The sequence below is a fragment of the Thiocapsa sp. UBA6158 genome, from assembly GCF_002423035.1.
Classification (GTDB): domain Bacteria; phylum Pseudomonadota; class Gammaproteobacteria; order Chromatiales; family Chromatiaceae; genus Thiocapsa.
Map to the genome: position 1 here is coordinate 48,618 of NZ_DIUM01000062.1, position 13,134 is coordinate 61,751.

General features: G+C 63.5%; 13 protein-coding genes and 1 pseudogene. 9 read left to right on the plus strand and 5 right to left on the minus strand.

Annotation, left to right across the window (positions count from 1 at the left end):
- Positions 1-11 precede the first annotated feature (11 nt).
- Positions 12-476, plus strand: coding sequence for a LexA family protein (locus B4N44_RS08820; RefSeq protein ID WP_296699527.1), 465 nt, complete (start codon positions 12-14; stop codon positions 474-476).
- Between the two features lie 214 nt (positions 477-690).
- On the opposite strand, the gene B4N44_RS08825 is transcribed toward B4N44_RS08820, so the two are convergent.
- From B4N44_RS08825 to prfB, 3 genes are all read right to left on the minus strand, one after another.
- Positions 691-996 carry a hypothetical protein gene (locus tag B4N44_RS08825; RefSeq protein WP_296699531.1) on the minus strand — a complete coding sequence of 102 codons (306 nt, stop codon included), beginning with the start codon at positions 994-996 and terminating at the stop codon, positions 691-693.
- Between the two features lie 208 nt (positions 997-1,204).
- A complete protein-coding gene (lysS, locus tag B4N44_RS08830; RefSeq protein ID WP_296699534.1) occupies positions 1,205-2,746 on the minus strand; it encodes a lysine--tRNA ligase in 1,542 nt (513 codons plus the stop codon).
- Between the two features lie 339 nt (positions 2,747-3,085).
- Positions 3,086-4,184 (minus strand): peptide chain release factor 2 gene (gene prfB / locus B4N44_RS08835; RefSeq protein WP_296699538.1). Its coding sequence is split into 2 segments (ribosomal slippage): positions 3,086-4,108 and positions 4,110-4,184, totalling 1,098 coding nucleotides; the frame shifts between segments, so codons are not numbered across the junction.
- Positions 4,185-4,359: 175 nt separating this feature from the next.
- On the opposite strand from prfB, the gene B4N44_RS08840 reads away from it, so the two are divergent.
- The 5 genes from B4N44_RS08840 (at position 4,360) to pyk (ending at position 8,153) form a co-directional block, all read left to right on the plus strand.
- On the plus strand, positions 4,360-5,076 hold the full coding sequence (locus B4N44_RS08840) for a transposase (RefSeq protein ID WP_296699542.1): 717 nt from the start codon (positions 4,360-4,362) through the stop codon (positions 5,074-5,076).
- Positions 5,073-5,462 carry a cupin domain-containing protein gene (locus B4N44_RS08845; RefSeq protein WP_296699544.1) on the plus strand — a complete coding sequence of 130 codons (390 nt, stop codon included), beginning with the start codon at positions 5,073-5,075 and terminating at the stop codon, positions 5,460-5,462. The genes B4N44_RS08840 and B4N44_RS08845 overlap by 4 nt, the downstream gene beginning before the upstream one ends.
- Before the next feature lie 42 nt (positions 5,463-5,504).
- On the plus strand, positions 5,505-5,795 hold the full coding sequence (locus tag B4N44_RS08850; protein ID WP_296699547.1) for a polyhydroxyalkanoic acid system family protein: 291 nt from the start codon (positions 5,505-5,507) through the stop codon (positions 5,793-5,795).
- Between the two features lie 51 nt (positions 5,796-5,846).
- Complete coding sequence (locus tag B4N44_RS08855; protein ID WP_296699549.1) at positions 5,847-6,431, plus strand: flavin reductase family protein; 585 nt, start codon at positions 5,847-5,849, stop codon at positions 6,429-6,431.
- A gap of 273 nt (positions 6,432-6,704) precedes the next feature.
- Positions 6,705-8,153: a pyruvate kinase gene (gene pyk / locus B4N44_RS08860; protein ID WP_296699551.1), complete on the plus strand. Its 1,449-nt coding sequence runs from the start codon at positions 6,705-6,707 to the stop codon at positions 8,151-8,153.
- Between the two features lie 335 nt (positions 8,154-8,488).
- Here the strand turns inward: pyk and B4N44_RS08865 are convergent, their stop codons facing one another.
- The gene (locus B4N44_RS08865; RefSeq protein ID WP_296699553.1) at positions 8,489-9,865 is read right to left on the minus strand and encodes a DUF6056 family protein; all 1,377 of its coding nucleotides are present in this window, start codon (positions 9,863-9,865) and stop codon (positions 8,489-8,491) included.
- Positions 9,866-10,336: 471 nt separating this feature from the next.
- Here B4N44_RS08865 and B4N44_RS08870 point away from each other — a divergent pair, with 471 nt between their 5' ends.
- On the plus strand, positions 10,337-11,290 hold the full coding sequence (locus B4N44_RS08870) for an NmrA/HSCARG family protein (protein ID WP_296699554.1): 954 nt from the start codon (positions 10,337-10,339) through the stop codon (positions 11,288-11,290).
- A 49-nt stretch (positions 11,291-11,339) separates the two neighbouring features.
- Here B4N44_RS08870 and B4N44_RS08875 read toward each other — a convergent pair whose 3' ends face one another.
- A complete protein-coding gene (locus B4N44_RS08875; RefSeq protein ID WP_296699556.1) occupies positions 11,340-12,095 on the minus strand; it encodes a phosphate-starvation-inducible PsiE family protein in 756 nt (251 codons plus the stop codon).
- Positions 12,096-12,343: 248 nt separating this feature from the next.
- On the opposite strand from B4N44_RS08875, the gene B4N44_RS08880 reads away from it, so the two are divergent.
- Together B4N44_RS08880 and B4N44_RS08885 are read left to right on the plus strand one after the other, a co-directional pair.
- Positions 12,344-12,778, plus strand: coding sequence for a DUF29 domain-containing protein (locus B4N44_RS08880; protein WP_296699558.1), 435 nt, complete (start codon positions 12,344-12,346; stop codon positions 12,776-12,778).
- Positions 12,779-12,814: 36 nt separating this feature from the next.
- Positions 12,815-13,134, plus strand: a pseudogene (locus tag B4N44_RS08885) (NADP-dependent malic enzyme); the annotation flags it as partial.

Below are 13,134 nucleotides of genomic sequence, written 5' to 3' on the forward strand. Positions count from 1 at the left end.
GGATGCACTCGATGGATGACTCCGACTCACCACTCTACAAACGCCGGCACCGCACCTGGAACCCGGCGCTCGACCCGCGCAATCCAAGCGAAGACCCCGGAGTGGAGCTGCCCCTGCTCGGCTGCGTCAGCGCCGGAGCGCCGATCGAGTCTCTCGAAGACCCCGAGACCATCGTCGTCCCCACGGACCTGACACGCCCCGGGGCCTACGCCTTGCGCGTGCGCGGCGAATCCATGGTCGAAGACGGCATCCACGACGGCGACATCGTCATCGTCGACCCTCGTCCTACAGCCGAAACCGGGACAACCGTCGTGGCACGCATCGACGGCGAACGCGTCACCCTCAAACGCTTCTATGCCGAAAACGACCGCATCCGCCTCCAGCCCGCCAATCCCGACATGGATCCACTGATTCTGGACGACGGCGACATCGAGATCCTCGGCGTCGTCTCGGGCGTGGTGCTCATGTCGGCTTAAACCGCGTCCAGAGCGACATGCGTAATCTTAAGGTTGTATTCGGCCTTGGGGATTTCACCAACCTCGGTGGAGACGCGGTTTAGGCGATTTCCGGGCATCAGGATCCAGACTGCACAGGTCTGCACCCCCTCTGTCGCGGCGACTCAAGTCGCCCCATCTTGGTCGTTCCCTTCTCGGTCTGGATGCGATCGCGAAGGTCGAGATCGCGTGCCGGTCAGCGCGGCCTGAGTAGGCGCTGCCCCGAGCCATAGTCGGGTGTGTTGGTTCCCGGGATGGCGTTGTAGACCTTTGCGTCACGGATGATCAAGCGGTCGGACGCGCCGTAGTCGGGTGTGCGGGTGCCTTTGAGCGCGGGGTCAACGATGCCGTCGCGCTCGATGAGGAGCGGGCCGCCGTAGTCCGGTGTCCGGGTGCCGGGGATGGGCGTCCAGATCTCGGTGTCGGCGATCGCAAGCGGGGTGAATGCGACGGCGACGATCGGCAGCATCGTTCGCCATGCGGCTTTTGCGGCCTTGTGCATGTGGTCCCTCCAATCCGTATCGGTCTGATCGACCGAAAGGGGCGTGAAAGCCGCCGATGCCGCACGGGGCATCGGCGTGTTCGGATCGACGGCGCGTGCACCGCTCACCGAGCCGGTATCAGCATAAGCCGAAACGCGTGACACCGACCCACCGGCAAGCTTGCGGCGGAACCGCCGCGAGCCGCCGCGCCGGACCTGCCCGATCGACTCAGCCGCCGGCCTCCGGGCGCATGTGCGGGAACAATAAAACATCGCGGATCGAGGGGGAGTCGGTGAAGAGCATGACCAAGCGGTCGATACCGATGCCCTCACCTGCCGTCGGCGGCATGCCGTGCTCCAAGGCGCGAATGTAGTCGGCATCGAAGTACATGGCCTCGAGATCCCCCGCCTCTTTCTCGGCGACCTGCTGGCGGAAGCGATCGGCTTGATCCTCGGCGTCGTTCAACTCCGAGAAGCCGTTGGCGATCTCGCGACCGCCGACGAAGAACTCGAAGCGGTCGGTGACAAAGGGGTTCTCGTCGTTGCGTCGCGCCAGCGGGGAGACCTCGGTCGGGTACTGGGTGATGAAGGTCGGGGCCATGAGACGATGCTCGGCGGTGTGCTCGAACAGCTCGATCTGCAGCTTGCCGAGACCCCAGCCGGGCTTGACCGCAATCCCCAGCCGGGCGGCCACCGCGCGAGCGCGGTCGAGGTCCTCGACATCGTCCGGCTCCAGATCCGGATTGAAGTGCAGGATCGCCTCGCGCACCGTCATGCGCGCGAAGGGCTGTCCGAAGTCGTAGTCCTCGCCCTGGTAGTGGATGAGCGTGCGGCCGAGAACCTGCCCGGCCATCTCGCGGAGCATGCTCTCGGTCAGGTCCATGAGATCGCGATAGTCCGCGTACGCCTCGTAGAACTCGAGCATGGTGAACTCGGGATTGTGACGCGTCGAGAGCCCCTCGTTGCGGAAATTGCGGTTGATCTCGTAGACCTTCTCCAGACCGCCGACCACCAGACGCTTGAGGAACAGCTCGGGCGCAATGCGCAGAAAGAGCTGCATGTCCAAGGCGTTGTGATGCGTGATGAAGGGACGCGCGACCGCACCGCCCGGAATCACCTGCATCATCGGGGTCTCGACCTCCAGATAACCCCGCGCATTCAGATACTCACGAATGAATTGGATGACGCTGGTGCGGATGCGGAAGGTCTCGCGCGTACCGCCGTTCATGATGAGATCGAGATAGCGCTGACGGTAGCGGCTCTCCATGTCGGTCAGTCCATGAAACTTCTCTGGAAGCGGACGCAACGCCTTGGTCAACAGACGAATGCTGTCGCACTTGATCGACAGCTCGCCGGTCTTGGTCTTGAACAGCAGACCCTCGGCGCCGAGGATGTCGCCCAGATCGTAGTCGCGCTTGAAGACGGCGTAGGCGTCCTCGCCGATCAGATCGCGCTGGACGAAGAGCTGGATGCGCCCGGACATGTCCTGCACATGCGCAAAGCTCGCCTTGCCCATGATGCGGCGGCTCATCAGCCGGCCGGCGACCTTCACGCGCAGCCCGAGTGCCTCGATCGCCTCGGGCTCATGCTCGCCGTACTCGGCCAGCAGCTCGCCCGCGACCACATCGCGGCGAAAATCATTCGGAAACGCAGGGCCTTGGGCGCGCAACTGCGAGAGCTTCTCGCGCCGCTGCGCGATCAGCTTGTGCTCCTCGACCACCTCCTCGTTCGACACGGCCGTCGTCGTCTTTTGATCGGCTTGCTCACTCATCGGCCTGCTCCCGTTGATCCGCTTCCGGTTAAACCGCTCTCGGCGCAAGACGCCAATGTCGTCGCATCGTTCAGTGCACCACACGCCAACGTGTGTCGCCGCAGAAGCGGTCTAGGAATTTAAGTGTTGTTTTAGGTGGTTTCCGCAAATGCAAGGACCGGCGATGGGGCGAATTCATTCGCCCCTACAGGCCCTGCAGACACGCGCAGTCCTGATGTTTATTCACGGAAATCGCCGAAGTTCTTGATATCTTGAACCGCGTCAACTCAGAGCCCTCCGAAGGCTGCGACGCCGCTGTCGCCACCAAGGCGTCGGAACGCATTCGGACGCGGTTCAATCCTAGAGGCCGCTCTTCAGACTGGCCTCGATAAAAGGATCCAGATTGCCGTCCAGCACCGACTGGGTGTTGGCGATCTCCAGGTTGGTGCGCAAATCCTTGATGCGTGACTGATCAAGCACGTAGGAGCGAATCTGACTGCCCCATCCGATATCGGACTTGGTGTCTTCGATCGCCTGCTGACTGGCACGCCGATTCTGCATCTCGAGCTCGTAGAGCTTGGCCTTGAGCTGCTTCATCGCGTGGTCTTTGTTCTTGTGCTGAGAGCGATCGGTCTGGCATTGGACCACGATCCCGGTCGGGTTATGGGTGATGCGCACGGCTGACTCGGTCCGGTTGACGTGCTGACCACCGGCGCCGCTCGCGCGATAGACGTCGATGCGCAGATCCGCCGGGTTGATCTCGATGTTGACGGTGTCGTCGACCTCGGGCGAGACGAAGACGGCGGCAAAAGAGGTGTGGCGCCGGTTGCCCGAGTCGAACGGCGACTTGCGCACCAGGCGATGAACGCCGGTCTCGGTGCGCAGCCAGCCGAAGGCGTAGTCGCCGGTGAACTGGATGGTCGCCGACTTGATGCCCGCAACCTCGCCGGGCGAGACCTCGAGCAGCTCGGTCTTGAAGCCGCGGCGCTCGCCCCAGCGCAGATACATGCGCAACAGCATCTCGGCCCAGTCCTGTGCCTCGGTCCCGCCCGATCCGGCCTGGACGTCGACATAGGCGTTCTTCGCGTCCATCTCCCCGGCAAACATACGGCGGAACTCAAGCTCGGCGACCTTCGACTCTTGCTGAACCAGGTCCTTCGCGAGTGCGGCGAGCGTCTCCTCGTCCTGCTCCTCGGCGGCCATCCCCAGCAGATCATCGGCATCGACGAGGCCGGTGGTGAGCTCGTCGATCGTGAGCACGATGGCCTCGAGCATCGCACGCTCGCGCCCGAGCGCCTGGGCCCGCTCCGGATCGTTCCAGATCTTGGGGTCTTCCAGCTCGCGTAGGACTTCCGTCAAACGCTCTTTGCGTTCCGGGTAGTCAAAGATACCCCCTAAGGGACTCGACACGTCCCTTGAGGTCACTGATTCGGTAAGCGATCGGGTTGATGTCGAGCATCTTCGACTCCGTGGGGAAAAATCCGCAAGTATACGCCGGCGCCGACACGAGCGTGCCGCCATGTTCCGCCCGGTCTGCGCATGACCATCGATCGGTGGAGGCACGCGGACCCGCAGCAATTCCAAAACGGTTCTATACTCAGAACCAGGTCAACCAACCGGCTCCGACCCTAACCATGGCACGCTTGCCCAGATTCGTCCTCCCCGGCTATCCACAGCATGTCGTCCAGCGCGGCAACAACCACGAGCGCATCCTGTACGAGGAAGAAGACTATTGGTTCATCTGGGAAAAGATCGGGGCTGCCGCCGAGAAATTCGGATGCGAGCTGCATGCCTACGTGCTGATGCCGAACCACTTCCACCTCTTGCTCACGCCGCACCTGGACAATGGCGTCGGCAAATTGATGCAATATGTAGGGCGTTACTACGTCCAGCACTTCAACGCCCGTTACCGGCGCACCGGCACCCTCTGGGAAGGACGCTACCGCGCAACACTGCTTGATCCCAAACACTTTCTGCTGCCGGTCAGCCACTACGTGGAGGCCAACCCGGTGCGTGCCGGGCTGGTGGCGAGCGTCGGCGACTACGGCTGGTCGAGCTACGGGGCCAACGCGCGGGGCGACGACGACCCATTGGTCACGGCACACGCGGAATACGCTCGCCTCGGACGCAGCGCGAAGGCACGCCGTGCCGCCTATGCGGCGCAGGCCGAGCAGCCTCTGAACGAGGCCCTTCTCACCCGGATTCGGGATGCCACCAACAAGGCATGGGTACTGGGCGATCAAACCTTCTGCGAGTCGATCGAGACGGCGCTGAACCGGCGCGCCCTGCCGCGTCAACGCGGCGGCGACCGACGCTCCGCGGCCTATCGACGGGCGACGGGGCGCCTATGACTGCGACGCTCGGGCTGATCCACTCGCCCCGCGAGGTGGACGAATTCTTCACGGACGAAGGCTGCTACATCCTCGAGACCTGGAATCGCGCGGACGACCCGTCAGTGTCCGTCGCCCGCGCGAGGGTCGCGCCCGGCGTCACGACACGCCTGCATCGTCTCGCCGGAATCGCGGAGCGCTATCTCATCCTCGCCGGTTCAGGGCGCGTCGAGGTGGAGGGGATCGCGCCGCGGGTCGTCGGACCGGGCGACCTCGTCTACATCCCCGCCGATCAGGGCCAACGCATCGCCAACACCGGCGAAGCCGACCTCGTCTTCCTGGCCATTTGTACGCCTCGCTTCGTGCCCGAAGCCTATCTGGACATCGAGACCGACCCTCCGACCTGACCCGACCTTGACCGGCTCTCGGCGCGGACCAACAATAGCGGCATGGCCGACATCTTCATTGAACGCACGCACACACTGGGCCTCGATCAGGCGCTCGACCAGGTCGAGGCCCTCGCCTATTTACTCGTCGACGAGCTCGATGCCCGGTGCGCGTGGGATGGCAATCGGCTCGATTTCACGCGGCCGGGTGCGAGTGGTTGTGTCGAGGTGACCGAGACTCTGCTGATCCTCGAGGTCTCGCTCGGATTCCTGCTCAGGCCCTTCAAAGACCGGATCGAGCAGAGCATTACCGAGAAGCTCGACAGCCTGGTGCCGTGCCACCCTTCCGCCTGACATCGAGTCTGCTTGGGCCGAGTCGTGCTGGGTGGAGCCGGGATTGAAGCCATGAGCCCCGAGATCCACGCCGAGATCAACGCAGTCTTTCATCTCTACGACCCGCCCCTCTGGCTTGTCACGGCGCGACACGGGACGCGCAGAGGCGGCTTCATCGCCACCGCCGCAACGCGCGCATCCATCGTCCACGAGATCCCGCGCATGCTCGTTGCGGTCGCCAAGCACCACCACACTTGGGGCCTGATCGAGGCAAGCGGCGTCTTCGCGCTGCATCTGCTCGCGGCGGACGACATCACGAGCGTTCGCCGCTTCGGACTCGCCTCGGGACACCGGGTCGACAAGTTCGCCGATCTGCCGCCGCGTCGGACACCCGCGGGCGCGCCCTTGATCGAGGGAGCCATATCCTGGATGGACTGTCGGGTCGAAGCGCGCATGGACATCGGCGACCGCACCACCTACCTGGCCGAGGTCACCGCAGGTGAGGTGTTGCGGCGCGGCCCACTGCTGACGGTCGCCGGTCTCTTGCGGGATGCACCCGAGGCCGATCGGGCCGAGCTCAAACGCCTCTATGCGCAGGATCAAGAGACCGACCGAGCGGCGATCCTCGCCTGGCGTCGGTCTTGTGAAGACGCCTAAGGCGGCGTCGTTCGGACACACAAACATCACAGTGCGTCGGTATAACGACTGCCGCCGCGGGCAATCGCGTGCCCGACCATCGGTGTCGCGTCGAGCCTGCCTGACCCCATGAACAGCCCGCGCGCGAGTAGGCATTCCCGCCGGATCGCGATCTGACATCTGGCGCAGATTATGCTTAGATGACGACCAACCGGCGATGCTCGGCTCGGACCCGCTCGAAGCCTCGACCGAATCATCCGAGCACCAAACCCTCCAGCAGTACGAGACCCAGACATGCACCTGCCCAACCACAAGACCAAGATCGTCGCGACGATCGGCCCGGCGTCGGATTCACCCGAGATGCTCCGCGCCTTGATCGAGGCCGGTATGAACGTGGCCCGATTGAACTTCTCCCACGGCGACCCGCACTATCACGGGGCGCTGATCGGGCGGATCCGCGAAGCCGCGGAAGCCACCGGGCGGCGCGTGGCCATCATGGGCGACCTGCCCGGCCCGAAGATGCGCATCGGCGATCTCGGCGAGGAGCCGGTCGAGCTGTTGCGCGACGATATCCTCACCCTGACGACCGAGGACATCATCGGCGACAAGTCGCGGGTCTCGATGAGCTTTCTCGACCTCCCGGCGGCCGTGCAGCCGGGCGACAGACTCTTTCTCAACGACGGCTTCATCCTGCTGAAGGTCCTCGAGGTCGAGGGCTCCGAGATCCGCTGCAGCGTGCGTGTCGGCGGTGAGCTGCGCTCGCGCAAGGGGCTGAACTTTCCGGGTATCAATCTCGGCATCAGCGCCTTCACCGCCGACGATCACGGATGGCTTCACTTCGCCGCCGAGCACGGTCTGGATGCCGTCAGTCAATCCTTCGTGGCCACCGACGAGGATGTCCTTGCCGTGCGCCGCGCGGCGGATGCCATCGGCTATGCGCCCTTCATCATCGCCAAGATCGAGCGTGCCGACGCGCTCGACAACCTCGAAGCCATTCTGCGTGCCGCCGACGGCATCATGGTTGCGCGCGGGGATCTCGGCGTGGAGATCCCGATCGAGCGGATCGCCGTGGTGCAGAAGCAGATCACGGAGCTCGCCAATCGCTTCGGCAAGCCCGTGATCACGGCGACCCAGATGCTCGAATCCATGGTGACCTTCCGCCGTCCGACCCGTGCGGAGGCCACCGATGTCGCCAACGCCATCCTGGGCGGAACCGACTGCGTCATGCTCTCCGCCGAATCGGCGATGGGGCGCTACCCGGTCGAGTCGGTCGCCATGCTGGCGAGTATCGCCACTCATGTGGAGCCCGAGCGCAGCAAACAACCCTTCGTGCGCACCATGGATGGGTTCCACGGCTCCGGGCGGATGCGCGCCGTCGACCTGATCGCCGCGAGCGTCTACCACACCATCAAGGACAGCGCCCCGCAAGCGGTCGTCGTCCCCACCCAAACGGGCAGCACGGCCCGCAATGTCGCGCGCTTTCGCCTGCCGGTCTGGATCATCGCCTTCAGCCCGAACCAAGCCACCTGTCAGGCCCTGCAGTTCTCCTACGGCATCCATCCGATCCAGGTCGAGGCCGACCGCTCAGACTGGTCGAGCTTCGTGCGCCATTGGCTTGACGAGCGCGGGATCCGCGAGGGGTTGGTCTTGCTGACCCAGGGTCCGACCATCGAAAATCCGTGCGGAAACTATCGCATGGAGATCCTGGCACTGGAGGCACCGTCCGGACAGCGCTGTGATTGAGCGCGGCGGCGAAAGGACGGCAATCAGATCGACGGGCCAAGGCGATTTCCGGGAAAGAATCCCCCGACATGTCGGGACTTGCAGCGACCTGTCGGACGGCTTCAGTCGCCCTGACATGTTGGTCGTTGCGTCTCCGGAATACAGCTAAACCGCGTCCAGAGCGACATGCGTAGTTTTCATTGTGCGTTTGGCTTCGGAGACATCCTCGACCCCGGTGAGACGCGGTTTAGAATTTGATATTTTTTAATACTTTAAACCGCGCCAACTCCAACAGTCGTCAGCGCTGGCACGGCCAAACCAGTCCAACAAATTACACCTACCGCACCGGGCGCGGTTTAAGGCGGACCCTCGGCCCACATCGGATGATGCCAGTCGAAATAGGCCCCGAAGAGTCGATTCTCCTCGCGGCGCTCGTAGGGTTTTAGATCCTTCGAATAGAGCACCTTCATGCGCGTGCGCAGAGGCGGCAGACCCAGCGCCGTCGCTCCGCGCGACTGCGCCTCGCGGATCAGGGCGTAGCGGGCGAGCTTCTCGGCATGAAAGGTCTGCAGGCGCGGAATATCACGCGCGATTTTCGGCACATTGGAGAGCGCGAGCAGTGCGATCAGACCGACCGCAGAGACCCAGCGGCGCACGGAGGCGCGGCTCGGGAACAGACGTTCGCCGAATGCGTCTTGCAGCGCCGCCATCGTCGGAATCAGGACCAATGTGCCGAGCAGCACGCTGACGCTTTGTACCCGCCCGGGCGCCTCTGCCCCTTTCGCCCAGGCCGCCGGGAAGAAGAGCAGGACGAGCAGCCCGATGAATGCCAGCGGGAGCAGGATTCGCTCCGCCGTGGACAGACGCCCGATGATGGCATGAAAGCGCGCGAGCCCCTCCGTAAGGAGCGTACGAACGAACCCGATCTGAAGAAAAATCACGCCGAACACGATCAGCTTCAGCGTGGTCACGAGCGCGTGGAAGACCGAGATCAGCAGGCTACGCCACAGCGATTCGTTCCCGACCTCGCCGATGATCCCCAAGCGCACATCATGCCCGGGCGCGAATGCGGCGATCGCGCCCGAGACGAGGATGACGATCAAGGGAGGCATCCAGACGCCGATCCGCGGCCCGCGCAGGCGCAGCACGACCACCGCCATCAAGACCGACAACCCCACCGTCACCAGCATGATCGTCTCGTTCATCCCCGCGATCAGCGCGGCGAGTGCGGCCAAAACGAGACCGAAAAGCAGATCACGCGTCGTTCTCGCGGGGCCACCGACATAATCGGCCCAGACACCGACGAAGACCAGAAACAAGGCGTTGCCCGGCTGATAGGTCGCAGCCCCGGCCAGCCAGTAGAAGGCGGTGTCGAGCCTCGGAATGAACAGCAGATAAAACAGAAACGCGAGATGACCGAGTACGATCGGACGGTCCAGCCCGAGCAGTCGGCAGAGCGCGCGGGATGAATAGAGAAAGGCCGCATAGAGGGTCAAGAGACTCGCCGCAGTGACCATCCAATAGGATTGCGTGAGATCCACCCATCGGCCGAACATGAGCGTGATGGCGGCACTCGCATAGCGGCCGCTCCAGTTCTGATAGAAATGGATCACCCCGCCGAGAATGCCCTGCTCGCGCGCGACATAGGCATAGTCGAAATCGTCGCTTGTGGGATGCGCGAAGAGCCCCAACGCAAGCAGCAAGAGGAGCAGTGCGAGGCAGGCGATGACCACGCCGAACCCGATCCGTCGAGCCTGAAACCGGGATTGCCCGGTCACAGGTCGGCCCCCTTAGGGTCGCCGAGCCGACGACGGCGAATCGGGATGACGGAGCGAACGAATCCCTCGGTGGCGCGGCTTCTCGGCTGGCTGGGCAAGGCGGGGCACCGGTGTCTGAATGGTGAAGCCGCGCCCAGCGCGGTATGCGATGTTTTTTGGATGGGATCGGCCCCGGCAGACATGACGACAGCTGGAGCCGGCGCGGTTTAAGATTTTAAAAAATAGATCATTTTAAACCGCGTCTCCGCTAAGGGCCGTGGATGCACCAAACGTCGAGCTCACTCGAACATTGAGCATCTCGCTCCGGACGCGGTTCAGATGAGGGTCCAGTGAGATCCTTGTGCCGCGCAGTATAGTCGTCGAGTCGCGAAACACACGCATCCGGTGCACCCGAGCACACACTCCATCATCGATGAGGTGAGCATCATGAGCAACCCGAAGATCATTGCCGTGTTCGGCGCGACGGGCGCACAGGGCGGCGGTTTGGCGCGTGCGATACTCGACGACCCGCACGGCGGCTTTACCGTGCGTGCGATCACGCGCGATGTCGACTCGGACAAGGCCAGGGCGTTGACGGAGCTGGGCGCTGAGGTCGTTGCCGCCGATGTCGACGACGCGTCCAGTCTGCGACGCGCCTTGGAGGGGGCCTACGGGGCCTACTTCGTCACCTTCTTTTGGGCGCATTTCTCGCCCGAGAAGGAGAAGCAAGAGATCCGAAACATGGCGGCCGCGGCAAAGGCCGTCGACCTGCGTCACGCCATCTGGTCGACCCTCGAGGACACGCGTCTGTGGGTGCCGCTCGAGGACACACGGATGCCGACCCTCATGGAACACTACAAGGTTCCGCACTTCGATGCCAAGGGCGAATCCGACCGCATCTTCACCGAGATGGGCGTGCCGACGACCTTCCTGCTCACCTCTTTTTACTGGGACAATCTCATCCACTTCGGCATGGGGCCACGGCGCGAGAGCGACGGTCATCTCGTCTTCACGCTGCCGATGGACGACAAGAAGCTGCCGGGCATCGCCGCCGAGGATATCGGGCGCTGTGCCTACGGCATCTTCAAGCAGGGCGAGCGCTACATCGGCCGGACAGTCGGTATCGCGGGCGAGCATCTGACCGGCGAGCAGATGGCCGCGGCACTGTCCGATGCATTCGGCGAGGAGGTGCGCTATCGCGCCATCCCCCCGGATGTTTACCGCGGACTGGGTTTCCCCGGTGCGGACGACTTGGGCAATATGTTCCAGTTCAAGCGCGATTTCGAAGCCGACTTCTGCGGTGCACGCGATCCGGCGGTCGCCCGCGCGCTCAATCCCACATTGAAGTCGTTTCGAAAGTGGTTGGAGATCAACAAAGACCGCATCCCGCGCGGCGGGTAGCCGGTCACGGCCGGATGGCGCGATCCGCGTCGCCGGCATCGGGTCTCGGTCAATGACCGTCGCCGGGTCCGGCGAGCCGCTTCACCAGATAATAACCCCCGACCAGCATGCCCAAGAGCGCGGCCAGGCCCAGCATGTACAGGGCCGGGTCGCCCTTGCTCTCCAGATCCATGACGACGACCTTGCGGGTCAGCGCCGTGATGGCAATCAACAGCATGATCTCGACATGGACTGACTTATCCATCATGTACATGTAAACGCTCGCCATCAGCTCGATCGCGATCAGCACGATCAAGAACATGCCGAAGACCTCGAAGAGCTCGCTGAGGTCCAGCAAGAACAGACCCTTTTGGCTTGTGATGTCCTTATACAGCACGAAGCAAAGCTCGATGACCGCAATGACGGCGACAACCGAGATCAAAAACAGCAGGACCGCGGCCAGCACCTTCTCGAAATAGTGAAACAAGCGGTCGATCGCGGTTTTCGGCCGAGCCTGACTCTGCCCCTGGCTCGGCCCCTGTCCCGACCAGCCGAATGGATCCAGAGTGAGGGGCTGCGGCGCTCGCTCGCTCGAAGCAGGGAGGATCCGGATCAGCGCGCCGGCGTCGCGGAAGACGCTCTCGTAGCGCGCCGCAGTCTCGCTGTCGACACCCCGCCGAACCGTCACCGGCGTGCCGCCGAAGAGTTGTCCGACAGCGGACTCGGAAAGGTTGAACGCATGCTGAATCCGCTGCCGAGCCGCGAGCACGTCGGTCCCCGGAACCAAGTCTCCGCCGAATTGGATGTCGAATCGGTTTCTGTCCATGCCGTGCGTCTCCCCGAGGCACCTGCCGAGCGCGCAAGGATAGGCGATCGCGGCATCGGCGAGTAGATCCCGTCCGTTTTCCGGCCATCGGTTCGGTAGAATCCCGCCTCGAACCCGTTCGCCAGGCGCGATCCGGTGCACGATCGGTCGGCGCCGAGGATGTGTTCGGGGCGGCGTGGATGCCTCGTCTATACTCGGCGACAAGGCTTCGAGTGGGACTTCGAGTGGGACTTCGAGTGGGAAGAACGATGACAACCATCAGCTATGACGCAGACGTTGTTGCTTGGGCGAACGAGCAGGCGCGCCTGATCCGCGCGGGTCGGCTTGATCAACTTGATCTGGAACATATCGCCGAGGAAATCGAAGACGTGGGCAAGAGCGAACAACGTGAGTTGGCGAGCCGCATGGCCGTGCTGATTGCGCATCTCATCAAATGGCAGTATCAGCCCGAGCGCCCAAGCAACAGTTGGCGGCGAACGATCAAGGAGCAGCGCAAAGCCCTGGCATTTCATCTCAAACAGGTGCCGAGCTTGAAGCCGAGACTCGCCGACGCCGAGTGGCAGGGGGCCATCTGGGCCGATGCGGTCACGCTCGCGATCGACGAAACGGGAATGGACGCCTTCCCGGACGACTGCCCATGGACCATCGAGCAGATCCTCGCGGACGATTTCCTGCCGGCTTAAACCGCGCCCATCAACCACGGGACCTTTGCACTCCAAATGACATCGCCTCTGTCCACCGCCGAGCAGGCATTACGCGACGCCGCTCGGGAATATCACCGCAGCCCCAGTCGCGGCAAGATCACCGTCACCCCATCCAAGCCACTGTCGAACCAGCGCGATCTTTCGCTGGCCTACTCGCCCGGCGTGGCCTACCCCTGTCTCGATATCCAGGCCGATCCGGCGCTCGCGGCGGAGTACACCTCGCGCGGCAATCTGGTGGGCGTGGTGACCAACGGAACGGCCGTGCTCGGCTTGGGCGACATCGGCCCTTTGGCCGCAAAACCCGTGATGGAGGGCAAGGGCTGCCTGTTCAAGAA